Source organism: Polyangium sp. y55x31, assembly GCF_029946505.1.
In the GTDB taxonomy this organism is placed as follows: domain Bacteria; phylum Myxococcota_A; class Polyangia; order Polyangiales; family Polyangiaceae; genus Polyangium.
In genome coordinates this window covers 54377-77981 of sequence record NZ_JARZHG010000010.1, presented here as the reverse complement: position 1 = coordinate 77981, position 23605 = coordinate 54377, and the positions used below count along the sequence as shown (strand labels likewise).

Below are 23605 nucleotides of genomic sequence, written 5' to 3'. Positions count from 1 at the left end.
TTGCTCACTTGGGCGCGGGCAGGTCCTCGGGGCGCGCACGCAGGCCGGGCAGGACCTCGTCCTTGCGGAGGCCGCCCTCGCACACGAGCTTCACCGTGCGCTGGTCGGGCAGGACCTCTTCGAGCGTGACGATCTGCGTCTTCGCCTGGCAGAACGCGACGAGCTTCGCGCCCGGCAGGAGGCGGCCGAGGCGCAGCGTGCCGCGCTTGACCTGGATCTCCTTGTCGTCCGCGAGGCGCTTGACCGTGACGTCCTGTCCCTTCACGGCCGAGACGATGCCGAGCTCGAGGTTCGCTTCGCCCTGGCGGAGCGGCGCCCAGACGCGCGTGCCGGCGAGCTGATCGTCCGGCGGGATCCAGTCGGTCGTGTTCTTCGGGGCGAGCCGCGCGATCGGCGCCCAGCCGACGGCGCGCTCGAGCTGCACGTCGAGCGAGGCGCCCGCCGGATCGACGTCCGTGATGAGCGCGAGGTCCTTGGTTTGTCCGAGGATCCACACCTCGGTCGCGGCCGCGAGGTCGCGCTTCGAGGGGGCGTCGCTCTTCGCCGCGGGCAGGACCGCGACCTTGCCATGTGCCCAGCGCTTCTCGGCCTTCTTGCCGGGCTTCATCTTGACGCGTTGCGCCTCGACCCAGACCGCGAGGGCCTGGCGCTTCTTCGCCACGACCTCGGGCGCCGCCTTGTCCTTGGCGACGGGCGCCATGTCCGGGCCGACGATCTCCCAGCGCGCGAGCTTGATGAGCTTGTCGACGTCTTCGAGCGCCTTCGGCGCCTCGCGGCCTTGCCCCACGGCCCGCGCCGCCATGCCCGCGATCTCGGGCGTGATCGCCGCGCGCACCACGCCGAGCAGGCCCTTGGCGCCTTCGTCGCCGATGTCGCCGTTCTTCTGGGCCTCGTCGATCTTCGCGAGCGCGTCCGACCAGCGCTTGCCCTTGAGCGGCTCTTCGAGCTCGGCCTTCTTCGCCTCGAAGATCGTGGTGTCGACCTCGCTCACGAGCTTCTTCTGCGCGGCGCCGCCGAGCACCGTCTTCGTGTCCTCCGCGCCGACGAGCGCGCGCGCCGCGGCGTACTTGCCCCCCGTCGTGGCCTCGTCGATCCGCCCCTGCACGCACGCGAGGGCCTGCGCGCCGATCAGACGACGCAGCTCACGGACGAAGACCTCGCTCTCGAGATCCCGCATCGGGCCCGCGAGCTCGCTGAACGCACCCTTGCAGTCGCCGTCCTTCAGCGACGGCTCGACCTCGTTCGCCCAGAGCTTGGCGTGGCGCTTGTCGACCTTCTCGAGCTGCTCGTTGATCTGGTAGCTCAGCGACTCGACGTTGAGATCCTTCGCCTGACCGAGGAGCTTGCGCGCCTCGTCGAAGTCCTTGGCGTTGTAGGCCTCGTCGGCCTTCTCCATGAGCTTCTTGGCGTTTTCGATCTTCGATTTCTCGGCCTGCTCTTCCGCGCTCTCCGGCGGCTTCGCGGGCGCCGGCGGCGGGCCGCACGCGACGAAGGTCGCGGCGAGGCAGGCCGCGGCCGCGAAGCGCGCGAGGATCGTCGCGGCGCGCTGCGAGGTGCTCGGGAGGTGACGGAGGCTCGTTCGCATGGCGCGGGACTCTCCCATCCCACAACCTCGATCGTCAACTCGCGCGAGCGCCCAGACCTCTCGGCTTGACCGAGCCCCCCCGGCGTCCTAGGACGGCCGGACCATGGCGGACGAGTCGAAGCAGGGGGAGCAGGGCCCGACCGAAGGCGCCCGCACGTTCAACAAGCCGCGGGTCACCATCAACCGGGTCTACACGAAAAAAGGCGACTCCGGCGACACGGGCCTCGTCGGCGGCCAGCGGGTCCCCAAGGACGACGCGCGGATCGAGGCCTACGGGACGGTCGACGAGCTGAACGCGTTCGTCGGCGCGGCCCGGCAGTCGATCCTGGAGGGGCTCGCCGTCGCGACGACGCGCCCCGAGAGCGCGGCGCCGCTCGGGGCTCTCGCCGATTCGCTCTGCCGGGTCCAGCACGAGCTCTTCAACCTGGGCTCGCTGCTCGCGACGCTGCCCGAGGACGTGCACCCGCGCCAGCCCCGGGTCACGGCCGCCGACGTCGAGCGGCTCGAAGAGGAGATGGATCGCTGCCAGGAGGAGCTGCCCGTGCTGCGGTCGTTCGTGCTGCCGGGCGGCTCACGCGCGAACACCGACCTCCACGTTTGCCGGACGGTGTGCCGGCGTGCCGAGCGGCTCTGTGTGTCGCTCGCCCGACAAACGGAGGTCGATCCGCTCGCCGTGACCTACCTGAACCGCCTGAGCGACGCGCTTTTCGTGTGGAGCCGCTTCGTCGCGCTCCACCTCGGCACGGGCGAGGTGCTCTGGGAGCCGGACAAGTCGGCGACGGGCCAGTCGAAGGCCCGCTGACGAGACGAGAGCTCGCCCGCCACGAAGAAGAGTCCGTAGACGATCCCCACGTAGGCGAGCCCGAGCGCCACGTCGATCACGTAGTGGTGGCCGAGGTAGATCGCGGCGAACGGCATCACGAGCGCGTAGGCGATCTGCAAGGCGCGCGAGGGCGCGCTCGCGGTGCGGTACGTCGCGATCAGTGCATAAAGCGGATACGTGACGTGGAGCGAGGGGAGCGCGCCGAAGACCACGGCGCCGTGCCCGTAGAGCGACGCGAAGTAGCCGAGCCCGAGCCATTCGTCGACACGCGTGAGCGCGGCCGGTGAGCCGCGCGCGGCGAGATCGATCGCGCATCCGTGCGTCGCGACGTACCAGGGCGGCGCCGCGGGCAAGAGCAGGTACGTCGCGAAGCCGAGGACGTGCGTGCCGAGCGCGAGCCTCGTGAACGTGCGCGCCTCGTCGGGCTTCTTCACGCAGAGGTACGTGTACTGCGCCGCCATGATGCCGAGGTACGAGCCGTAAGGCACGGCGCAGAGCAGATCGAGCGCGGGATGCGCGAGGCCCGCGAGCCACTCGTTCGGCGTGACGATCGCGCCGTGCACGCTCACGCCGAAGAACGCGAGCTCCACGTCGCGCAGCTCGCAGCCGAGGACACGCGAGGCTGAGACGCTGAAGGGCCACAGGTACCGGAGCGCGTCGTACAGAACGAAGAGCGTGAGGGCCGGGATCGCGCCGACGTAGAAGCGCCGCGCGCGCGCGCCGCCGTACGCCACGGTCGTGGCGAGGGCCGCGACGAAGAGGAGGTCCCAGCGCGGCCTATCGACGGCCGCGACGAGCGCCGCGTATCCGATCCACGGGAGCGCCGGCAGGAAGAACCAGCGCCCCCAGAGGGCGCGCGCTCGCGCCACCATGGCTCACCTCAGTGTTCGGCGGGGAGCGGCCCACGCGCGCGTTCCCTTTTCCGCGTGAACGACTTGCGCGCGGGTTTCGATGCCGCGACCTGCGGATCCCGCAGCGCCGCGCGTGTCCGCGCGACGAGCATGATCGACGCGACCGTGCCCACGATCGCCACGAGGCCCACGCCGAGGAGCGTGAGCGGCCGAGGCATGCCGCCGAGCAGGTTCGTGTGCGGAACGAGCGGCCCGAGGAGCAGCGACGCCGAGAGGTACACGACGCGCTCGTGCCTGCGCATGAGGCCGTTCGGGAGCACGAGCTTGTGCTGATCGGCCTTCGCCCGCGCGTAACTCACGAGCGACGAGGCGACCAGCGCCGCGAGCGGGATCACGAGCGAGACGACGTTGTGCCGGTAGTAGATCGCGAGCCCGATGAAGGGCGCCGCGTCCGCGATGCGATCGACGAACGAGTCGAGCACCGCGCCCGACGGCGACGCGACGCCACGCGCGCGCGCCACCATGCCGTCCAGGGCGTCGAGCACCGAGCCCACGATGATCACGGCCGCGGCCTCGGCGAAGCGGCCCGTCGCCGCGAGCGGCAGGCTGGCGCAGCAGAACAGAAGCGAGGCGTACGTGCAGGCGTCCGGCGAGACGTGCAGCGCGATGAGCGCTCGTCCCGGCGCGTGCATCGCCCAGTAAAAGGCCTCGACGAGCCAGCCGGGCAGGAGCGCGCTGCCGGGCGAGGGCCCGAGCCGCGGGTGTGACGCCCGTCCAGAGCGGGCCACACGGGTCGCGTAAGCAGCGACCACCATCGTGCACAGAAGAAGCGCCACGAGCGTGATGACCATGGTCACGACGGCCGCTGGTGCACGAGGCGCGCCCGCCCCCGCTGCGCGGTTTTCCGGCGGGCGCGCTGCATGGTTTGCTCGCTCGTTCGCTCGCGCACCTCGCCGGGCCGCTCAGTCGCAGGCGACGCGGCGCATCCGGATGCCGGCGTCTTTTTCGGCCCACGTCACGCCGAGCTCGCTGCCCGTGAACGCGACCGCCGGGTACCGCGCGTTTTTGCCCGAGACACGAAGCGTGGCGCCGTCACGCGCGAGGTTCGGGCCGAAGACCGAGAGGAAGATCGAGGGCGGGCCGCCCTGGAACTGGTAGTAGGTGACGGCCGTGCGCTCGCCCATGACGGTCACGATGGGCCAGTTCGCGCTGCCCTCCGCGTCCTCGACGCGCACCTCGCCTTGCTTCGCGCCGCTCGCGGAGACACGCGCGAGGTAGAGCCGCTCGTCGCCTTCGCGCGTGTCTTCCCACGCGACGAGGGAAGCCCCGCTCGCGTCGATCGCCACGCTCGGCAGCCGCGCCTCGCCGGCGCCCGTCCGCACCACCGTCCCCGTCACCGATCCGCCGGGCATCCCCGTCGTCCGTGCGACCGAGAGATCGGCGCCCGTACTCCACGCCACGGCGAGCTCGTTACCTCGGCTCGCGAGCGCCGGGAAACGCGCGCCGGGCAGCGCCGTCGTCGAGCTCATGCCCCCGCCGCTCACGAGCCCGAGCCGCGCGCCCGGCGTCTCCATCCACGCCACCGCGAGCCCGCCGGACATCGGCGCCGTCGCGGGACGCGCTTCCGTCGCGTCGCTCGTGCCGAGCTGGATGGGCTGCCCGGTCGGCGTACCGTCCGGGCCGAGCGCGTGCGCCTGGATCACGAGCCCGGACGGACCCGTATCCTCCCACGTCACCATCGGCCCGCTGCTCGTCGCCTGCAGCGAGGGGAGCGCGTGCGAGCCTGCGAGCGTCGCCACGACGTGCGCGGGCGACACACTGCCGTCCGTGCCGATCCGCACGACCCGCACTTCCTCCGTCCCGCCCGTGCGCGTCTGCCACGCGACGAGGTAGCTCCCGTTTGCCCACAGGATCGACGGCGTCGTGCCGTCCTCCTGGCTCACCACCACCGTCTCGCCGAGCGGCGCGCACGCCGCTTTTTCGCCGCCCGGACCTGCGTCGGTCGTCGCCGGCGGCTCGGGCGGCCTCGCCCCCGACGGCTCCGGCGCCTCGTCGCTCCCGCAACCAAGGGCCCCGAGCGCCGCTCCGAGCCCCAACACAAACATCAAGGACATCCGGACCATTTTTCCCCCCTGATCCAGCGCCGGCCGTCCGGGGCGCCGCGAGGCGCGTGCGCGTTTCAACCCCCGCACCCCTCGCTCGGACCTCCGGCCATGGTTCGTTCAAGTATGCGGTGTTACGGATTCGAGGCCACGCCGCATGCTGGCAACGGATCCGTCCGTTCACACACCACGGATGTGCGCGGATGTGTTTGTTGGGCCACAATCGATCGCATGCAGCATCGAGTGCGCGGCGGGGGGCGCTTCCGGTGGCTCGGGGCGCTTGGGCTCGTGGGGGTCCTCGGGGGTGGGGAGGCGCGCGCGGAGCCTGCGCGGGGAGCGGCGTCCGCGGCGGCGAACCCGACGGCGGTGGCGGTCCCGATTCCGGGATCCGATCTCGTGCGAGGGCGCGCGAAGGTGATCGTCGCGGCGCCGATCGACGCCGTGCGCGCGCGGGTGCTCGCGTTCGGCGAGTACGCGCGGTTCATGCCGCATTACAGCAGCTCGAAGATCCTCGGCCGTACGAAGAGCGGCGATCGCGAGATCTACATGGAGGTCACGGCGCTGCACGGCGCGGTGCGCTTCTGGGCGCGGATGGCCGTTCGCAAATCCGTGGCCGCGGCGGGGGGCGTCGAGACCTACGACGTCTCGATGCTGGAGGGCAACGTGAAGGACTTCCACGCGGTGTGGCGCCTGCGCGCGATCGACGAAGCGCGCACCGAGCTCGAGCTCGAGGTCTTCCTCTTGCCGCGCGTGCCGCTGCCCGCGAGCTTGCTCAACACGGAGAACCTCCAGGGCGCGAGCAAGGGCGTGCGCGCGATGCGATCGTTCGTGGAAGGGAAACGGTGACGCGTCAGGGGCAGCCGGCCGGCGTCGTGCCCTCGTAGGCCGTGATCACGCAGCCCTCGAGCGCCGCGACGAGGTCCTGGCAGGTCGTTTGCGACGCGTAGAACTCGAGACAACCGTCGACGCTGCCCTTGTCGTACTGCAGGCACTCGGCGCCGAACTCCGCGCGCAAGAAGCCCGGGCACGTGCGCGACGTGCCCGCGCATCCGAGGGAGAGCATCCGATCGCCGTGGGTGTCGACGAGCGTGTTACACGCATCGGCCTCGGTCGTGCGTTCGCCGCTCGCCGGCGGGCGGAACCTCCCGTCGTCGGGCAAGGGCGTGAGGTCGACGTCGTCCCCGCCGCACGCGGCGAGGAGCACGGAGAGGACGATCGCGACGCGGAGCTCTCGCATGGGGCCTACTCTTTCTCGTTGAGGAGGGCGACCGCGAGCGAGCCGAGCACGTCGCGGGCCGACGAGACTTTCCGCGGCGGGAGCTTCGAAAGCGAGCGCCGCACGGTGGCCTCGACGGTGCCGATCTTCAGCCCGTCGAGCTCCCGCCCGCGCGCCGTCAACTCGAAGAGCGCGCGCCGCGCGTCGTCCGGATCGGGCTTGCGACCGATGATGCTGCGCGCTTCGAGGCGCTTCAAGATCCCCGTGAGCGTGCTCGGATGGATGTGCAGCACGCTCGCGAGCTCGCCCGCCGAGATCCCCGGGAAGCGCCCCACGATCCGGATCACGAGGCGTTGCGGGCCCGTGACGCCGAGCGACGCCTCCATGCGCTTCGACATCGACTGCAGGGCGTGATCCACGGCCCAGAGGAGGCGCATGAAATCCAGGACCTCGCCGAGCTTCTCGGCCTTGTCCGCCTTCTGCTTCTTCTTTTCGCTCTTTTCGCTGGGTGCAGCGCTCATGACCGAGCCGATTCCCTTTCCGCCGAGCGAGCCACGCTAGCCCACCTCGCCCTGTCGATCGAGATCGTCGAGGGTGCACCGCGCCGAGATCGCGCGGCGGCGTCAGACGACCCGTCGGAACGAAACGCGTCGAGGTTCCCTGGGGACGATCGTTTTTTGCTCCGACGGTTTTCCTTTTGAGGGGCAACGACAGGCGAGCCATCCTTGCCCCGTGCGACTCGAGGATCTTGCCGTCATCGGAAATTGCCAATATTCCGCGCTGATAGACCGCACGGGGTCGATCGTGTGGTGTTGCCTGCCGCGCTTCGACGCCGAGCCGGTCTTCTCCTCGCTGCTCGACGAGCAGGGCGGGGGGGTCTTCACCGTGGGCCCGGCGGGTGGTGAGCCGGGGGTGCAGCGATACCTTCCGAACACCAACATTCTGGAGACGACCTTCCGGTCGTCCTCCGGCGTCTTCCGGGTGCTCGACTTCGCCCCGCGATACTTTCAGAACGATCGGTTCTTCCGGCCGACGATGATCGTGCGGATCCTCGAGCCGCTCGAGGGCATGCCGCGCGTGCGCGTGCGCTGCGAGCCGCGGCTCGGCTGGAGCAAGGGCACCCCCGGCCGGCTCGTCGGTTCGAACCACATAAGGTACGAGGGCTTCGCCGCCCCGCTCCGCCTCACGACGGACATCCCGCTCTCGTACGTGACCGACGTCCCGTTCGCGCTCACGGGCAAGAAGCACCTCGTGCTCGCGTGGGGGCCGCCGCTCGAAGAGTCGTTGCCCACGGTCTGCGAGAACTTCTTCGGGCAGACGCGGCGCTACTGGGAGCGCTGGGTGATGCACTGCGACATCCCGCCGCTCTTCCAGCAGGAGGTCATCCGCTCGGCCCTCGCGCTCAAGCTGCACTGTTTCGAGGACACGGGCGCGATCGTCGCGGCCATGACGACGAGCATCCCCGAGGCGCCGGGGAGCGGGCGCAACTGGGACTACCGTTACTGCTGGCTGCGCGACGCGTACTACGCGCTCGCGGCGTTCCGGCTCCTCGGGCACTTCGAGGAGCGCGAGCAGTTCATCCAGTACCTCTTCAACATCGCCGCCTCCGCCGCGCCTTCACTCTCGCTCGGCCCGCTGTATCGCGTCGACGGCACGCCCGATCTCGAAGAGTCGATCCTCGACGCGTGGCCCGGCTACGAGGGGCACGGTCCGGTGCGCGTCGGCAACGCGGCGGCGACGCAGCTCCAGCACGACGTGTTCGGGGAGATGGTCCTCGCGCTCGCGCCCGTCTTCCTCGACGATCGTTTCGTGGCCGAACGATCGACGCACGGGCTCGATCTCCTGGAGCGGCTCGCGCAGAAGGCGATCGAGGTGGCCGGCACGCCGGACGCGGGGATCTGGGAGTTCCGCTCGGACGCGCGCCCGCAGACGTTCTCGAGCCTCATGTGTTTTTGCGCAGCCGATCGCATGGCGCGCGTCGCCGAGCGCCACCGGCCCGCGCGGGCGAACCACTACCGCGCCGCGGCCGAGCGCATCCGCGCCGAGATCGTGGAGAAGGCGTGGCGCCCGGATCTGAACTCGTTCGTGTCGAGCTACGGCGGCGAGGAGCTCGACGCGGCGCTCCTCCAGATGGCGCCCTTGCGCTTCTTGCCGCCGAACGATCCACGCCTGCACGGCACGATCGACGCGATCCGCGAGCGTCTCTCGCAGGGCGGCTGGCTCATGCGGTATCGCGGCGACGAGTTCGGCGAGACGAGCGTCGCGTTCATCATCTGCACGTTCTGGCTCTGCGAGGCGCTCGCGGCCGTGGGCCGCAAGGCCGAGGCGCGCGAGGTGCTCGACCGCGCGCGATCCGCGCTCTCGCCGGTCGGCTTGCTCTCGGAGGATTACGAGACCCGCAACCTGCGGATGTGGGGTAATTTCCCCCAGGCCTACTCCCACGTGGGCCTTATCCACGCGGCGTTCGCGTCCTCCCCACCGTGGACCGACATCCTTTAAGAAGACTCCCCCTCCTCATCCTCCTGTTCGGCGCGCTCCTGCCTTCGATCGCCTTCGGCTCGGAGGGGAGCGCGCATGCCGATCCGATCGGCGCCGTCGTGCTCTACCTCGCGGTGATCCTCGCCGCGGCCAAGCTCGGCGGGGATCTCGCGGTCCGTATCGGCCAGCCGGCCGTGCTCGGCGAGCTCGTCTTCGGTGTCTTGCTCGGCAACCTCGGCGCGCTCGGGTTCTCGGGGTTCGAGCCGATCAAGACGGACCCGAACATCGACATGCTCTCGCGGCTCGGCGTGCTCGTGCTCCTCTTCGAGGTCGGGCTCGAATCGACGGTCGCGCAGATGCTCAAGGTCGGCCTCACGAGCTTCGTCGTGGCCATGCTCGGCGTCGTGGCGCCGTTCGCGCTCGGCTGGCTCTTCGGCGCGTGGATCCTGCCCGGCGCGAGCCCGTACGTGCACGCCTTCCTCGGCGCCACGCTCACCGCGACGAGCGTCGGCATCACCGCGCGCGTGCTCCAGGACTTGAAGGAGTCGCAGAGCCCGGAGGCGCGCATCATCCTCGGCGCGGCCGTCATCGACGACGTGCTCGGGCTCGTGATCCTCGCGGTCGTCACGGGCATCATCGGCGCGGCCGATCGCGGCGGATCGATGAGCTACGGCGAGATCGGGATCGTCTTCGGCAAGGCGCTCGTGTTCCTCGTCGGCTCGCTCGTGGTCGGCGCCAAGGTCTCCCGGCGCCTCTTCCCGATCGCCTCGCGCCTGCGCGCCCGCGGCGTCTTGCTCGCGCTCGGGCTCGCGTTCTGCTTCCTCTTTGCGTGGATCGCGGGCCTCATCGGCCTCGCCCCGATCGTGGGCGCGTTCGCCGCGGGCCTCGTGCTCGAGGACATGCACTTCCGCGATTTTACCACGCGCGGAGAGTCGACCCTCGAGCACCTCATCCAGCCGATCTCCTCGTTCCTCGTGCCGATCTTCTTCGTGCTCATGGGCATGCGCACGGACCTCGGCGCCTTCGCGCAGCCGGGCGTGCCGCTGCTCGCGGCGGCGCTCACGGTCGCGGCGATCCTCGGCAAGCAGGTGTGCTCGCTCGGGGTGGGCAAGGGGGTCGATCGATTGACCATCGGGATCGGCATGGTCCCACGCGGCGAGGTCGGGCTCATCTTCGCGAGCATCGGCCAGTCGCTCACCGTGGGCGGCAAGCCCGTGGTCGATGGCGCCGTGTTCTCGGCCGTCGTGGCGATGGTCATCGTCACCACGATGGTCACGCCGCCCGCGCTCAAGTGGAGCCTCTCCAGACGTGCGGCCAAGGCGCCGAAGACACCGATCCCCGACGCGCATTGACCTTGCGAGGCGGTGCTCGTAACACCGATCTCGTGGACGCACTGCGCACCGACCTCTACCAGCTCACGATGGCCGCTGGGTACTTCCACCGCGGCATGCAAGACAGGCGCGCGACGTGCGAGATGTTCGTGCGCCGCTTGCCGCGCAGGCGTCGGTACCTCCTCGCGATGGGGATCGAGCGGCTCGTCGGCTACCTCGAGAACCTCTCCTTCACCGAGGACGAGATCCGCTACCTGCGGGATCTCCCGGCGCTGCGCGACGCGATGACGGAGCCGTTCGTCGAGTACCTGCGGCGCTTCCGGTTCCGGGGCGACGTCGCGGCCGTGCGCGAAGGCACGGTGGTGTTCGCGAACGAGCCGCTGATCCGGATCTCGGCGCCGATCATCGAGGCGCAGATCGTCGAGACGTTCCTGCTCTCGGCGGTGAACCACGCGACGATGATCGCGTCGAAGGCGGCACGCGTGGTGCGCGCGGCGGGCAACGCGGGCGTGATCGAGTTCGGCACGCGGCGCACGCACCCGGAGGCGGCCGTGGACGCGGCGCGTGCCTCGTATGCGGCGGGGTTCGTGGGCACGTCGAACGTGGAGGCGGGCAAGCGCTTCGGCATCCCCGTGATGGGCACGGCCGCGCACATCTGGACCATGGCGCACGCCACGGAGGAGGAGGCGTTCGAGAACTACGTCGCCACGTTCCCGAACGCGTCGATCCTGCTCATCGACACGTACGACACGCTCCGCGGCGCGGAGCGCGCGGCGCGCATCGCCAAGGACAAGCTCAAGGGCGTGCGGCTCGACTCGGGAGATCTGCTCGCGCTCTCGCGCGCGGTGCGTCCGATCCTCGACGCGGCCGGGTGCACGTCGGCGAAGATCGTCGCGTCGGGGGATCTCAACGAATACAAAATCGAAGCGCTACGCCGCGCAGGCGCGCCGATCGATCTGTACGGCGTGGGAACGGATCTCGTGGCGAGCATCGACTCGCCCGCGCTCGGCGGCGTCTACAAGCTCGTGGAGATCGAGCAGGACGGGAAGGTCGTCCCGATCTGCAAGTTCTCCGAGGGCAAGGCCACGTTCCCCGGGCCGCACCAGGTCTACCGCTTCGTCGACGGCGCGGGCATGCTCGCGCGCGACGTGATCGCGCTGGCCGACGAGGATCCACGCGGGCTCGGTGAAGGAGAGCCCGAGGTGCTGCTCGTGCCGCGCATGAAGAACGGAGCGCGCACCGAGCCTGCCGAGGGGCTCGATGCAGTGCGAGCGCGAGTCGCGCGGGAGCTAGCGCGTTTGCCGGAGGCGCTCCACGTGCTCGACGAGGCGCCGCCGCCCACGGAGCGCACGGACGAGCCGTTCCGCGCCGTGCCTTCCACGCGGCTGCTCGAGCTCGTGGAGGACGTACGCGCGCGGGTCGTCGGCGCGGCGACGTAGGGAGGAAGGATCATGCGAACGATCTTCGTCGACGTGGATGTGCAGAACGATTTCTGCGTGCCGAGCGGCTCGCTGTACGTGAAGGGAGCGCCGACCGATGTGATACGGCGGCTCGTCGCATACGCGGTCGCGCATCGCATCCCGATCCTCGGCTCGGTCGACTCGCACGCCTGGGACGCGTGGGAGTTCGCCTCCGCCGGCCGCGCGGGTCCGAACGGGGAGAGGCCCAATTTCCCGGACCATTGCGTGAAGGGCACGCCGGGTTGGTTGAAGGTCGTCGGCACGCTGCCTCCGCGCTTCCGGTTCGTGCCGAACGTCGCATCCGCGCCGCTCGCGCCCATCGTCGACGAGGTCATCCGCGGCGAGACGCAGGGCGTGTACTTCGAGAAGGAGGTCTACAGCCTCTTCGTGAATCCGCTCGCCGATCCGTTCGTGAAGGCGCTCGCCGCTCAGTTCGGCGAGCCGCTCTCGTTCGTCGTGTTCGGCGTGGCCACGGATTACTGCGTGCGCGCCGCCGCACTCGGTCTCGCGCAGCGCGGGTACACGACGACGCTCGTCACGGATGCGATCGCAGGCATCACGGAGGCGGGCGTCGCGCGTGCATTCGAAGAGATGAAAAGCGCGGGCGTGAAATTCGCGAAGTCGGGGGAGGTGTGCACGTGAGCGACAAGGAGTATCCGAAGCCGAGCTTGACCGCGGACGTCGTGACGTTCTCCCTCGACGACGCAGGTCGCATCTCGGTGCTGCTCATCCAGCGCGGCAAGGAGCCGTTCGCAGGTCGATGGGCCATCCCCGGCGGGTTCTGCGAGCCCTCGGAGACGGTGCGCGAGAGCGCAGCGCGCGAGCTCGTGGAGGAGACGGGCATTCAAGATCTGCCGATGGTCGAGCTCGGCGCATTCTCGCGCCCAGGTCGTGATCCGCGCGGGTGGGTCGTGAGCATCGCACACGTCGCAATCCTCCCTGCCGACCGGCGCGCCGAAGCAAAGGGAGGCGACGACGCGCGCGCAGCGAAGTTCTTCTCGATCCGCCTGGACGAGCGTGGTCGCGTGATGCTCACGGCCGACGGCGAGGAGGCAGGCCCCCTCGCATTCGATCACGACGAGATGCTCGCGCGAGCCATCGCACGGCTCGAGGCAAGCTCGGACATGCTGGGGCCGCTGCTCTTTGGTCGACCCATGCCGGGAGAAGAGGCGCGAGAAGCGATCCAGGCGGCACTCTCGCGAGGATGAAATGGCATTCGTTTTTTTCGGCCTGACGGGTGGAATCGCGTGCGGCAAGAGCACAGTCGCAGCACGCTTCCGCGAGCAAGGCGTGCAGGTGATCGACGCAGACGTGGTAGCGCGTCAGGCCGTCGCGCCGGGGACGAGCGGTCTCATGGAGATCGTAAAACTGTTCGGCGAGGGCGTGCTCCGAGGCGACGGCACGCTCGACCGAGCCAAGCTCGGCACGATCGTATTCGGCGACGAGGAGAAGCGTCGCGCGCTGAACCGAATCCTGCACCCGCGCATCGGCGCACGGACGATGATGCTCGCGCAGGAGCTCGCGCAACGCGGCGAGCCACTCGCCTGTTACGAGGCAACGCTGCTCGTGGAGAACGGCATGCAGGACGCATTTCGCCCACTCGTCGTGGTGACCGCGCCCGAAGCCGTGCAAGTCGCGCGGACGATGGCACGCGACGGGATCGACGAGAAATCCGCACTCGCGCGAATCCGCGCCCAGATGCCCGTCGCAGAGAAGGTGAAGGTGGCCGACCACGTGATCGACACGAGCGGCACGATGGAGGAGACGATCCGTCGCGCCGACGAGGTGCTCGCGGCGATCCGCGCGAAGGCGGCGGAGAGCTAGGCGCGCCCTCGTCTCCGGGGGCCGCTTCGCCGGGGCGCTGCCCCGGGCCCCGCGGGGGCTGTTCGCCCCTCGACCCGAACCAGGGCAAGCCCTGGACCTCAGGTGGAAAAACTGCGCGGTGCGCAGTTTTTCCAGCAGGCCGGTGGCAAGACGTTGGAGGTCGGTTTCAACATGAACCGTCGGCGCGGCTGTCTTGCTTGGCGGGGACGTCGCTGGTCTTGACCTGGCGCGTTCGATGAACTGCGCATTGCGCAGTTCATCGACCCCGGGTCCAGCGCTTGCGCTGGTCCGGGTCCAGGGGCGGACAGCCCCTGGTGGGGTCCGGGGCGACGCCCCGGCGAGACGCTTCTACGCGCGTTTCGCGCGGAGTGTGGCTTCGTCGCGGGCCCAGGTGACGCGGATGAAGGCGGCTGCGTTGCCGCCTTGATCGGGGTGTGTTTCGAGAGCGAGGCGACGGAAGGCGCGGCGGATGTCGTCGGGGGAGGCGGTTTTTGGCAGGCCGAGGACTTCGAAGGGGCAGACGTTGGGTTCGGCGATGGAGGGGATGAATCTGCGACGTTTCTGTCGTGAATCTTGGGGCGGGGGTTCTTCTTGGCGGGTGCGTTCTTTTTTTTCGACCCAGGGGGGCTGGCCTGCTTGTACGCGGATCCAGGCGCGGGCCCAGACGGCTTCGATTTCGCGGAGGGGCTGGCTTGCGGCGCGCTCGGCTTGCTTGCGTGCTTCTTCGAGGGACTTGGCGCCGCCGGAGAAGGCGTCGGGCTTGCGGAAGGGCGTGCGCGTGGGCTCGCCCGTCCACCATGCGCACCAGAGGTAACGGCGGCGTTTGGTGGTGGTGATGGAGACGACGCCGGACATGAGGGACTTCGGCGCGAAGGATGGCTGCGAAGTGGGGGCTCGTCACGCGTGCCCTGCAGGAAGGGGCCCGCCCTTGCGGAAAGCCGCCCCGCACTTGCGGAACGAGACCCCGCCCTTGTGGAACGGGACCCCGCCCTTGCGGAACGCGACCCCGCCCTTGCGGGACGAGACCCCGCCCTTGTGGAACGAGACCCCGCCCTTGCGGAACGAGACTCCGCCCTTGCGGAACGAGACCCCGCCCTTGCGGAACGAGACCCCGCCCTTGTGGAACGGGACCCCGCCCTTGCGGGACGCGACCCCGCCCTTGTGGAACGAGACCCCGCCCTTGTGGAACGAGACCCCGCCCTTGCGGAACGCGACCCCGCCCTTGTGGAACGCGACCCCGCCCTTGTGGAACGAGACCCCGCCCTTGTGGTGCCTGTCTTGATGTTCAGTGTTCGTCGTGGCAGCCTGGGCCCGGGAGCGCATGGCCTCGTTTGCATCCAAGCTCGCCCGCTTGCCGCCGATGCCCGGCGCCGCACCTGCGGCCGCGGCCGTTCCCGCACCCGCGCCCGCCGCCGCTCCCACTCCCACTCCCGCCCCGGAGCCCGTTCCCGTCCCCGAGAACGCCGCGGCCGCGCTGAAGTCAAAACCGTCGCTCGACGAGCTCCGCGACCGGATCGCCCGCATCATCGGCAAGGCCGCGCCCACCGCGCCGCGCCCCGATCCCACGCGCACCGAGCTTCCCTTTTTCGTCGAGCACACCACACGCGGCCCGCTCTACGTGCGTCGTGACCGCACGCCCCCCGCCGCGCGTGTCGGCCGAGCGCCACTCGTGGCCGCACGTGACGCCGAGCCCGGGTTGCTCTCGCTCCTCGCCCTCGATCCCGCACTCGCAACCTGCGACGCGCGGCGCGCGCTCTTCATCGACACCGAGACCACAGGCCTGCAGGGCGGTACCGGTACCGTCGCGTTTCTCCTCGGAATGTCGTTTTACGACGAGGCCCAGGGCGCGTTCATCCTGGAGCAAGCGCTGCTCCGGCGCCTCGGCGAGGAAGGCCCGATGCTGGAGCTCCTCGCGCGCAGGCTCGACGAAGCCACGATGATCGTCACGTACAACGGCAAAGCGTTCGACATGCCGCTGCTCCGCGCGCGCTGCGTGATGAACCGCATGCCGCCGCCGCGGGAGCTGCCCCACCTCGACCTCGTGCACGTCGCGCGCCGCATCCACGGCCATCGCCTCAAGAGCCGCACGCTCGCCGCCATCGAGAGCGAAGTGCTAGGGCGCGAGCGCGTAGGCGACGTCGGAGGCGCCGACGTGGTCGCATGTTACATGCACTATCTGCGCACATCCGACGAAGGCGCGCTCTCCGGCGTGGTCACGCACAACGAGCACGACGTGCTGTCGATGGTGGCCCTCGTAGGCCTCTATGGCGAGCCGATGCACGGAGGGCTGCCAGGCGCAGATCTCGCCGGCGTAGCAAAGACGCTACGTCGCGCAGGCGAGCTCGATCGCGCAGCCGAAACAGCAGAAGCAGCCGTCGAGCGAGGCGGAGGCGCACTCGCGAGGCGGACCCGCGGCGACATCGCGAAAGCACGCGGAGACAAGGCGCGCGCGCTGCTCGACTACGAAGTGCTCGCCGAAGAAGTCGACGACCCTTCCGTACGTCTCGAGCTCGCAAAACTCTACGAGCACCACGTAAAATCATTCACCGCAGCACTCGCCCTCGTCGAACGCGGGACAGGCGAGGCAGAAGCAGCCGCCGAGAAGCGGCGTACGCGGCTCAAGCGCAAGATCGAGAAGCAGCCATGAAGAAACTCGTGGCGGCACTGGCAGCACTTCTCGGGGCATCAGGCTGTGGCTACCGAGTCGTAGGCGCCGAAGCAGAGTCCGCAGAGCCCCTCGCCGTCGTACCCGCACCCGGCGTGGTCACATCCGCCGTCGCCGAGGAGGGCGTCGTCGCCGGCGCACGCGCCGAACTCGCCGCCACAGGCCTCCTCGCCTCCTGCGATCCACGCACCGACGCCCGATGCCCAGCCCTCGTCATCGAGCTCATGCGCATCGAGGAAGGCGGCGCCGCACCAGGTCTCGCAACCCGAGACGGCCCACCCCTCGCGCGCTCCGTGACACTCACCCTCCGCGGCCGCGCCTTCATACGCCGCACAAAGGACGCACCTCCCGAGCGACCCGGCCCCGACCTCACCGTCCGCGAGTTCGCCGCGCGGGAAGACGATCCCACGAGGTTCCACGCAACCCGCGAGGAGGCCCTCCGCCGCGCAGGCAAGCGCCTCGGCGCGCTGCTCGTGCGTCGAGCGCTGGAGTGAGGCACGGCGGCGTCGCGCCGGGGTTTCACCCCGGACCCGACCAGGGGTTGTCCACCCCTGGACCCGGACCAGGCACGGCCTGGACCGGGGGTGGATGAACTGCGCATCGCGCAGTTCATCCAACGGGCCCGTTGGCAAGACCGGCAACGACCTTGCCTGTCGATACGGCAGCGCCGACGTGTCGAGACGACAGCGGCGCAGGCCGCGGTTTCATTTGGCGAGGCTTCGTGGTCTTGCCACCGGCCCGTCTGAGAAATCGCGCATCGCGCGATTTCTCAGCCCTCGGTCCAGGCCGTGCCTGGTCCGGGGTGCAGGGGGCGGACAGCCCCCGCTGGGGTCCGGGGTGAAACCCCGGCGCTACGCTGCTGGGGGGTTTGCCTACTGCTCCGGACCCGTGTGCCCCCTCCTCTGAGCGGGGCCTTTCTCCAGCAATGACAAACAGCGACGCGTACGCTACCGTGGGGGGCGATGATTACCGTCGGCTGCGCCGGCTTTCCCGTCCCAGCGACGCGGTACTTCCGCGAATTCATGTTCGTGGAGGTCCAGGAGACCCACATGTCCATGCCTGGCCCTGGCACCATCCGGCGGTGGCGGCGTGAGGCACCGGAGGGGTTTCGGTTTGCGCTGCTTGGGCCGCGTGAGGTGGGGCAGGAGGGGTTCCGGGATGGCAAGGTCATCGAGACGGCGCTGAAGGGACTCGAGGGTGTTGCGGAGGAGCTCGAGGCGAAGACGGCGGTCTTCGTGGCACCGCCTGAGTTTGCGCCTAGCAAGACGAACAAGGGCATGCTGCGCGAGTTCCTCCATGCTGTGCGCTCGCGCTTCGACCGTGTCGTCTATGAGCCTGCGCCTGGCTGGGATCCTGACGAGTGTGATGAGCTCACGCAGGAGGTCGGGGCGCTTGCGGCGCGTGATCCGCTCGTCTCGGGCCTCTCGAAGTTGCCGACGGGGTATTACCGCCTGCATGGCCCTGCGGGGCACAAGTCGCGTTACGAGGATCCGGCGATCGAGAAGCTTGCGGACATTGCTCGTGGCGGCAGGCATCACAAGGATGCGACGTACGTGTTCACGAACGTCGACATGTTTGCGGATGCGAAGCGCTTCAAGAAGGCCTTGAAGCTGTAAAGTTCGGGCTTTGCGGCGGCCGCTTCTCGTGGGCGGGGGCTTGCGTTAGGCTGTCATCGTGCGCGCCTGGCTGGCTTGCTTGTTCGTGTTTGCGCCGACCGTCGTGCTGGCGTCGAGTTGTGCCCTCGAAGGCTTCGAGAAGTACACGCCTCCGTCTGGGCCTGTGGAGGTCTGCGGACATGCTTCGGTGCCGGGACCTCCGGCGGCGACGCCGCCGAATGATGCGGAGCCGGAAGAGGAGTTCGTCGTTGCGCTGCGTGTCCTCCGGCTGAAGACGGACAAGGACGGCGGTGATCTTGGGCTCGATCTCGACCGGTTTTGTAGCTGCCAGGGGGAGGAGCGCTCGTGCATCCCGCCTGCGGGACAGCCGGAGAAGCTGAGCTGTGACAAGGCCATGGGGCGGGACAACCAGATGCCTGCGCTCTTCAACCTCGTCGAGCTTGCGCTGCAGGTGCAGGACTTGTCGGAGCGCTACAGCTTGTTCGCTGAGCTCGGCAACTGGGGCATCGTCTTCCACGTCAGCAACTACAACGGCCAGCCCAACGACTCCAAGGTGCGCGTTGCTTGGTACGGGAGTGAAGGGACCCAGGCGCAGCCGGCGTGGGATGGCAACGATGCCTGGCCGATCTCGACGAGCACGCTCGAGAATGGGCTGCCGAAGTATTTCGACAACGATGCGTACGTGACGGACGGCACGCTCGTCATCTCGGCGCCCACGGGTGGGATCGCGGTCGCTGGGGGCAACACGCGGCTGCACATCAACCTGTCTTCCGGCACGATCACCGCGAAGATCCTGAAGGATGACTTCGGGCGCTGGGTCCTGCGTGATGGGCTCATCGCCGGGCGTATTCCGCAGCTCGAGCTCTTCCGCATGGTGCAGAGCTTCCGCGACGATACGGGGAAGCCTTTTTGCACCGACAACATTTTCTGGGGCGCGACGCAGGATGCGTTCTGCCGCGGCCTCGACGTGCAGACTGGCCCGCCCGAGCCGAACAAGCCCTGCAACGCCGTCTCGTTCGCGGCTGGCTTCGATGCTGATCCTGCGCTGCTCGGCATGCCGAAGGATCCGAACCCCGACACGATGGGTTGCCCGCCCGAGACCGATCCGATCGCTTCGTTCCAGATGTTCGGCTGCCCGCCGCCGCCGAATCCCTGACTCACTCGGTCGTGGCGTCGCCCCCGTCGCTCGCGTCGGTGGCGGGCGGCGTCGCGCCTGCGTCTGCGGTGGACGCGACGAATGCGCAGTCGGCGAGTTGCTCGGGCCTGCGCGTGATCACCACGCACGGGGTGATCGCGGCGGGGTCTGCGGCGGCGACGAGCGGCTCGGCGGGGCAGTCGGCCATGCTCGCGGCGCCGGCGCGCGCGCAGGCGGCCACGGCGCGGACGGCTTCGACGCAGCGGGCCGTCGCGTCGGCGCCGGGCTCGACGCCGCTCTGGATGCCGTGCAGGCATTGATCGCGGTAGAGGTCGATGCAGTACGTCGCTTCGGCTTCGGTGCCGCCGCATGCTGGCAGCGCCTCGCACCGCGCCGTCTCGATTTCCCGGCAGGCGTCGATTCCCACGGCGTCCGTGCCGCATGCGCTGGCGACGCTGCCGGCGAGCACGCCGAGGACGGCGGCGAGGAGGTGGCGGGGTTTTCGGCGCACGCGCACGGCGGTCCGGTAGCACGGCTCTTGGCCATGCGTCGAGCTTTCCGCAAAGCTACGCGCCGAAGCGCTGCTCGAGGGAACGGTTTCCCGTCCGGGGCGCTGATCGAGCCGTTCGACCATGACGATCGCGATGATCCTTTGCGCCGGCCTCGGTACGCGTTTGCGGCCGATCACCGACGAGCTCCCGAAGCCCCTCGTGTGGGTCGGCGATCGCCCGCTGCTCGCGCACATCGCCGAGCGGCTCGCGCGGGGCGGCGTGCGTCGCGCCGTGTTGAACACGCATCACCTCGCGGATCGCTTCGACGCGCGGATCCTCGGCGCGCTGCCGCTCGATGCGTCGATCGTGCACGAGCCGAAGATCCTCGGCACTGCGGGCGGCGTGGCTGGCGCTGCGGCTGCGCTCGGGCCGGGGGACGTGCTCGTGTGGAACGGGGACATCCTCGCCGAGGTGGATGTCGCGGCGCTTGGAGCGGCGCATGTGAAGGCCGCGGGGGCGGGCGCGCTGGCGACGCTCGCCGTGGCGTGGCGGCATCCGACGGAGGCGCGTGTCGGGGAGGGGACGGCCGGGATCGGCGCGGATGGATCGGTCGTGCGGCTGCGCGGCGAACGCTTCGGGGAAGAGGTGCGCGGCGCGGATTTCGTGGGCGTGCAGATCGTCGGCGAGCGGGCGCGCGCGCGGCTTCCTGCGGAGGGGTGCCTCGTGGGCGACGTGTACTTGCCGGCGATGCGAGAAGGCGCGCGCGTCGCGTCGTTCGCGATCGATGGGGGGTTTTCCGATCTCGGGACGGCGACCACCTACCTCGAAGAGAACCTGCGCTGGATCGCCGCGCATGGCTCCTTCGTGGGCCGCGACGTGCACGTCGAGCCCGCGGTCTCCGTGGCGACGAGCGTCCTCGGCGACGGCGTCACCGTGCGAGGGCGCGGCGAGGTGCGCGACGTCGTGGCCTGGCCCGGCGCGACGTTCGAGGCGCCGCTCGCGCGCGCGATCGTGCTCGGAAGCGGCACGATCGTCCGCGTCTGACGCGGCCATCAATCCGGGAAAAACGTCTCCACGTGCAGCGCGGGTGCGCCGTCTTCGAGCGTCCCGCCCAGGATCGAAAGCGTCCCGTTCGGCGCGGCCACCACCGTCGCGCCGGATCGTGGCTCCCGGAGCGGCCGCTCTTCCACGGTCGGCACGCTCAGATCGATCACGAACACCCGCACGCGTTTTTCCGTCGAGGCCTCGTGCCCGACCACGATCACCCGTGATCCGCCGAGCGAAAATGCCTGCGACCGCGTGAGCCCCACGGGGAGCGTCGCGCCCGAGACCTCCTCCGCCGCGCATCCCGACGTGCAGCTCGGGCTCCACCTCCGCACCTTCGCCGGCGCGCCGGCCGCATCGAGCCCGCCGACGAGCGCCATCTTCCCGTCGCCCGCCACCACCGCCGCCGCGCCCTCCGTCGCGTCCGCCGGCATGTCCTTTTGCACGAACGCCGTCCCGCCTTCCGGCAGCACCTCGAACCCCGTCGCGCTCGCGCTCCCCCCGACCACCACGAGACCGACGCCCGGCGCCCACGCCGCCGCCGCGCCCTTCCGCGCCGCCGACAGACGCAGCACCGACAGCGCCCCCTCCGAGCTCACCGCGAGCACCTCGTCCGTTGCCGTCCCCGCCCGCGTCGCCCCCACCACGTAACTCGTGCCGGACGGCGACTCCACCACGAGACCCCCGGCCACGTCGGCGAACGATCCCGCGCTCTCCGGCCATGCCACGGCGTACCGTCCGCTCCCGTCCACCGCGCTCGCGCTCGTCTCTCCGACGAGCATCATCCCGCTCGGCCGTCCCACGATCGTCCGCGCCGTGAGCGCAAACGCGTCCATCACGGCCGGCCCCCAGCCGAGCAGATCGTACGAATCCCCGAGCCGCACGTCGTCCGCGCCCTCCGCGCTCGCCGCCGCGCTCCCGCCCGTCGTCACCAGGAACTGCTCGCCGAGCACCGCGGCCGGCGCGTCCACGTGCGCCCGCACGAGCTCCCCCGGCGGACGCGCCCACTTGCCCACGCGTTGCACGAACACCGGCACGTCACGCACGAACGCGCCGGGCACGACCCCCGTGAGCGACCGACCTCGCACGACCGTCACCCCTTCGGCCGTGGTCCCCGTCACCTCGACCCCGAGCGGCTCGTCGTCGGGCACCTCGCCGAGATCGAACGTCCCGCCGGGCGTCGTCTCCGCGGCGAACGTCGATCCGGTCGCGGTCTTCGCCTCGATGCGGATCTTCGTCACGGCGGGCGCGGCCGAGAACGTGTCCGCCTCGTGACCCGTCACGATCTGCAACGTCCGCTCGATCGGCTCCTCGGTGCATCCGCTCCCGAGGAGCGCCGCTACCACGAGCCACCCAGCGCGCTGGTCCATTCGAGCGCTCACGCGGCGCGAGCGTAGCCCGAGCCCGGCTGCTTTTCATCTCGCCGCCGCGCCGCGCGCCCCCCGTGCTAGCAGGGACCTCGCCGTGCTCGTCGGTCGACAGCTCCCCCTCGCGCCCGATCCGGTCGCCCTCGCCGATCGCCTCCGCGCTACCGGCGCGGATCGCCTCGCCCTGCTCCACGCTGCCGACCGCACCCCCGGCCCCTACGCGCGATTCTCCTACGTCGCGTGTGATCCCGACCGCCAGTCGAGCGCCCTCGATCCGCTCGCCGACGACCCCGACTTTCCGTTCGGCGGCGCGACAGGCACGTTCCGCTCCGTGCCCCGCTGGATCGGCGTCCTTCCGTACGAGGGGCACCGGCACCTCGAACGCCCCGGATGGACCCCGCGGGAGGGGGATCGACGGCCGCGGGCGATGCTCGAACGGCCGCTCTGGCTCCGGTACCCGGCGGTCGTCGTGGTGGATCATGCCGAGGGGCGCGTGTTTGCGGTGGGCGTCACGCACGACCGCGTCGAGGCGCTCGCGCGGCGCCTGCTCACGACGCCTGCGCCTGCGGGGCGGGGACCGTTCGCCGTCGAGGTCGCGGATGCGGAGCCGACGCGGCTTCACCTCGAGCGGATCCTCGCCGCCAAGGAGCTGATTGACCGGGGGGAGCTTTACCAGGTCAACTTGGCGCGACGGCTCCTCGTGTCGCTCGTGCGTGGCGAACCGCTCGATTTGCACCGCCGCTTGAGCGCCGCCGCGCCGTCCCCGTTCGCCGCGTGCCTGCATCTCGGTCGTGATCTGGCCGTCGTGTCCACCTCACCGGAGCTCCTCCTCGAAGCCCAAACGAGGCATTTCCCCGAAGGCATGGAGTTTCCAGCCGATGAAGTGCGATCCTTCGCGTCGAACCTGAGAGAGGGGCGAAATCGGCCTGATCGGGGGGGGGATTCGCGACAGCGATCGGTCCTGAACTCGGTGCCTTTCGGCCGATTGTTCACGTGTCCCATCAAGGGCACGCGACCGCGCGGAAAAGACGCCCGCGAGGACGCCGCGCTCGTCGAGGAGCTCGACCAAGATCCCAAGGAAAACGCCGAGCTCACGATGATCGTGGATGTGGAACGTAACGATCTCGGTCGTGTCGCGGCCGTGGGATCGGTCCAGGTCCTCCACGGACCCGGTGTGGTGACGCACAGAACCATCCACCACCGCGAGGCCCTGCTCGGCGCCTGGACCCGGCCCGGCGCGACCCGGCACGACGTGCTCTCCGCTATGGTCCCGAGCGGCAGCGTCACCGGCGCGCCGAAAATCCGCGCCATGGAGGTCATCGCCCGCCTCGAGAGCGCCCGCCGTGGCCTCTACACCGGCGGCTTCGGCCTCGTCGCCCACGACGGCAGCGTCCTCCTCGCCATGGCCATCCGCACCGTCGTGCTCCAGGGCCGTGAGGGCGAATACTTCACCGGCGGCGGCATCGTCGCCGACTCCGACCCCGCCCGCGAGCTCGAAGAGACCCGCTGGAAGGCCCTGCAACTCGAAAAAGCGGCAAATCGGGCCTTCGTGGCGTCCTGATGTACGCAGATGTAAGACTATGTGCTGACAGAAAGTTGGTGGTCCGAGCGGCCTCG

Annotated in this window: 23 protein-coding genes and 1 pseudogene; 14 read left to right on the top strand and 10 right to left on the bottom strand. The window is 70.0% G+C overall.

Translation table 11 applies throughout. The features are described from left to right. Nucleotides 1–4: 4 nt before the first annotated feature. Nucleotides 5–1585: a hypothetical protein gene (locus QHF84_RS19515; RefSeq protein WP_281314839.1), complete on the bottom strand. Its 1581-nt coding sequence runs from the start codon at nucleotides 1583–1585 to the stop codon at nucleotides 5–7. A gap of 103 nt (nucleotides 1586–1688) precedes the next feature. Between QHF84_RS19515 and QHF84_RS19510 the strand changes: the two genes are divergently transcribed. After that, on the top strand, nucleotides 1689–2387 hold the full coding sequence (locus QHF84_RS19510; RefSeq protein WP_281314838.1) for a cob(I)yrinic acid a,c-diamide adenosyltransferase: 699 nt from the start codon (nucleotides 1689–1691) through the stop codon (nucleotides 2385–2387). 44 nt (nucleotides 2388–2431) lie between these two features. Here the strand turns inward: QHF84_RS19510 and QHF84_RS19505 are convergent. From QHF84_RS19505 to QHF84_RS19495, 3 genes and pseudogenes are all read right to left on the bottom strand, one after another. Further along, nucleotides 2432–3280 (bottom strand): annotated as a pseudogene (locus QHF84_RS19505) (phosphatase PAP2 family protein); the annotation flags it as partial. Nucleotides 3281–3288: 8 nt separating this feature from the next. Continuing rightward, entirely contained in the window at nucleotides 3289–4110 is an 822-nt protein-coding gene (locus QHF84_RS19500; RefSeq protein WP_281315015.1) for a CDP-alcohol phosphatidyltransferase family protein, read from the bottom strand. A gap of 111 nt (nucleotides 4111–4221) precedes the next feature. Further along, entirely contained in the window at nucleotides 4222–5373 is a 1152-nt protein-coding gene (locus QHF84_RS19495; protein ID WP_281314837.1) for a hypothetical protein, read from the bottom strand. 219 nt (nucleotides 5374–5592) lie between these two features. On the opposite strand from QHF84_RS19495, the gene QHF84_RS19490 reads away from it, so the two are divergent. Beyond that, on the top strand, nucleotides 5593–6207 hold the full coding sequence (locus tag QHF84_RS19490; RefSeq protein ID WP_281314836.1) for an SRPBCC family protein: 615 nt from the start codon (nucleotides 5593–5595) through the stop codon (nucleotides 6205–6207). A gap of 4 nt (nucleotides 6208–6211) precedes the next feature. Here the strand turns inward: QHF84_RS19490 and QHF84_RS19485 are convergent, their stop codons facing one another. Beyond that, nucleotides 6212–6598: a hypothetical protein gene (locus tag QHF84_RS19485; protein WP_281314835.1), complete on the bottom strand. Its 387-nt coding sequence runs from the start codon at nucleotides 6596–6598 to the stop codon at nucleotides 6212–6214. 5 nt (nucleotides 6599–6603) lie between these two features. Next, complete coding sequence (locus tag QHF84_RS19480) at nucleotides 6604–7098, bottom strand: MarR family transcriptional regulator (protein WP_281314834.1); 495 nt, start codon at nucleotides 7096–7098, stop codon at nucleotides 6604–6606. A gap of 211 nt (nucleotides 7099–7309) precedes the next feature. Between QHF84_RS19480 and QHF84_RS19475 the strand changes: the two genes are divergently transcribed. The 6 genes from QHF84_RS19475 to coaE are packed head-to-tail and all read left to right on the top strand — an operon-like array spanning nucleotide 7310 to nucleotide 13670. Continuing rightward, complete coding sequence (locus tag QHF84_RS19475; protein WP_281314833.1) at nucleotides 7310–9076, top strand: glycoside hydrolase family 15 protein; 1767 nt, start codon at nucleotides 7310–7312, stop codon at nucleotides 9074–9076. Beyond that, entirely contained in the window at nucleotides 9058–10407 is a 1350-nt protein-coding gene (locus QHF84_RS19470; RefSeq protein ID WP_281314832.1) for a cation:proton antiporter, read from the top strand. Before QHF84_RS19475 ends, QHF84_RS19470 begins: the two co-directional genes overlap by 19 nt. Nucleotides 10408–10439: 32 nt before the next feature. Beyond that, a complete protein-coding gene (locus QHF84_RS19465; protein WP_281314831.1) occupies nucleotides 10440–11825 on the top strand; it encodes a nicotinate phosphoribosyltransferase in 1386 nt (461 codons plus the stop codon). 12 nt (nucleotides 11826–11837) lie between these two features. After that, nucleotides 11838–12488, top strand: a complete 651-nt coding sequence (locus QHF84_RS19460; RefSeq protein WP_281314830.1) for an isochorismatase family protein — start codon at nucleotides 11838–11840, stop codon at nucleotides 12486–12488. Beyond that, complete coding sequence (locus QHF84_RS19455; protein WP_281314829.1) at nucleotides 12485–13054, top strand: NUDIX hydrolase; 570 nt, start codon at nucleotides 12485–12487, stop codon at nucleotides 13052–13054. Before QHF84_RS19460 ends, QHF84_RS19455 begins: the two co-directional genes overlap by 4 nt. Nucleotide 13055: 1 nt before the next feature. Next, on the top strand, nucleotides 13056–13670 hold the full coding sequence (coaE, locus tag QHF84_RS19450) for a dephospho-CoA kinase (RefSeq protein ID WP_281314828.1): 615 nt from the start codon (nucleotides 13056–13058) through the stop codon (nucleotides 13668–13670). A 348-nt stretch (nucleotides 13671–14018) separates the two neighbouring features. Here the strand turns inward: coaE and QHF84_RS19445 are convergent, their stop codons facing one another. After that, nucleotides 14019–14525 carry a J domain-containing protein gene (locus QHF84_RS19445; RefSeq protein WP_281314827.1) on the bottom strand — a complete coding sequence of 169 codons (507 nt, stop codon included), beginning with the start codon at nucleotides 14523–14525 and terminating at the stop codon, nucleotides 14019–14021. A gap of 42 nt (nucleotides 14526–14567) precedes the next feature. Beyond that, nucleotides 14568–14993 carry a hypothetical protein gene (locus QHF84_RS19440; RefSeq protein WP_281314826.1) on the bottom strand — a complete coding sequence of 142 codons (426 nt, stop codon included), beginning with the start codon at nucleotides 14991–14993 and terminating at the stop codon, nucleotides 14568–14570. Here QHF84_RS19440 and QHF84_RS19435 point away from each other — a divergent pair. The 4 genes from QHF84_RS19435 (at nucleotide 14992) to QHF84_RS19420 (ending at nucleotide 19107) form a co-directional block, all read left to right on the top strand. Next, a complete protein-coding gene (locus tag QHF84_RS19435) occupies nucleotides 14992–16317 on the top strand; it encodes a ribonuclease H-like domain-containing protein (protein ID WP_281314825.1) in 1326 nt (441 codons plus the stop codon). The two genes, QHF84_RS19440 and QHF84_RS19435, sit on opposite strands and share 2 nt — an antisense overlap. Then, nucleotides 16314–16829, top strand: coding sequence for a hypothetical protein (locus QHF84_RS19430; protein ID WP_281314824.1), 516 nt, complete (start codon nucleotides 16314–16316; stop codon nucleotides 16827–16829). The genes QHF84_RS19435 and QHF84_RS19430 overlap by 4 nt, the downstream gene beginning before the upstream one ends. Before the next feature lie 468 nt (nucleotides 16830–17297). Beyond that, the gene (locus QHF84_RS19425) at nucleotides 17298–17951 is read left to right on the top strand and encodes a DUF72 domain-containing protein (protein WP_136929637.1); all 654 of its coding nucleotides are present in this window, start codon (nucleotides 17298–17300) and stop codon (nucleotides 17949–17951) included. 58 nt (nucleotides 17952–18009) lie between these two features. Beyond that, complete coding sequence (locus QHF84_RS19420) at nucleotides 18010–19107, top strand: hypothetical protein (RefSeq protein ID WP_281314823.1); 1098 nt, start codon at nucleotides 18010–18012, stop codon at nucleotides 19105–19107. Nucleotide 19108: 1 nt separating this feature from the next. Here the strand turns inward: QHF84_RS19420 and QHF84_RS19415 are convergent, their stop codons facing one another. Next, nucleotides 19109–19603 (bottom strand): hypothetical protein, encoded by a 495-nt coding sequence (locus QHF84_RS19415; RefSeq protein ID WP_281314822.1) that lies wholly within the window; start codon nucleotides 19601–19603, stop codon nucleotides 19109–19111. Between the two features lie 115 nt (nucleotides 19604–19718). Here QHF84_RS19415 and QHF84_RS19410 point away from each other — a divergent pair, with 115 nt between their 5' ends. Next, a complete protein-coding gene (locus QHF84_RS19410) occupies nucleotides 19719–20621 on the top strand; it encodes a sugar phosphate nucleotidyltransferase (protein WP_281314821.1) in 903 nt (300 codons plus the stop codon). Between the two features lie 8 nt (nucleotides 20622–20629). On the opposite strand, the gene QHF84_RS19405 is transcribed toward QHF84_RS19410, so the two are convergent. Next, nucleotides 20630–22003, bottom strand: coding sequence for a hypothetical protein (locus QHF84_RS19405; protein WP_281314820.1), 1374 nt, complete (start codon nucleotides 22001–22003; stop codon nucleotides 20630–20632). An 82-nt stretch (nucleotides 22004–22085) separates the two neighbouring features. Here QHF84_RS19405 and QHF84_RS19400 point away from each other — a divergent pair, with 82 nt between their 5' ends. After that, a complete protein-coding gene (locus tag QHF84_RS19400; RefSeq protein ID WP_281314819.1) occupies nucleotides 22086–23549 on the top strand; it encodes an anthranilate synthase component I family protein in 1464 nt (487 codons plus the stop codon). Nucleotides 23550–23605 lie beyond the last annotated feature (56 nt).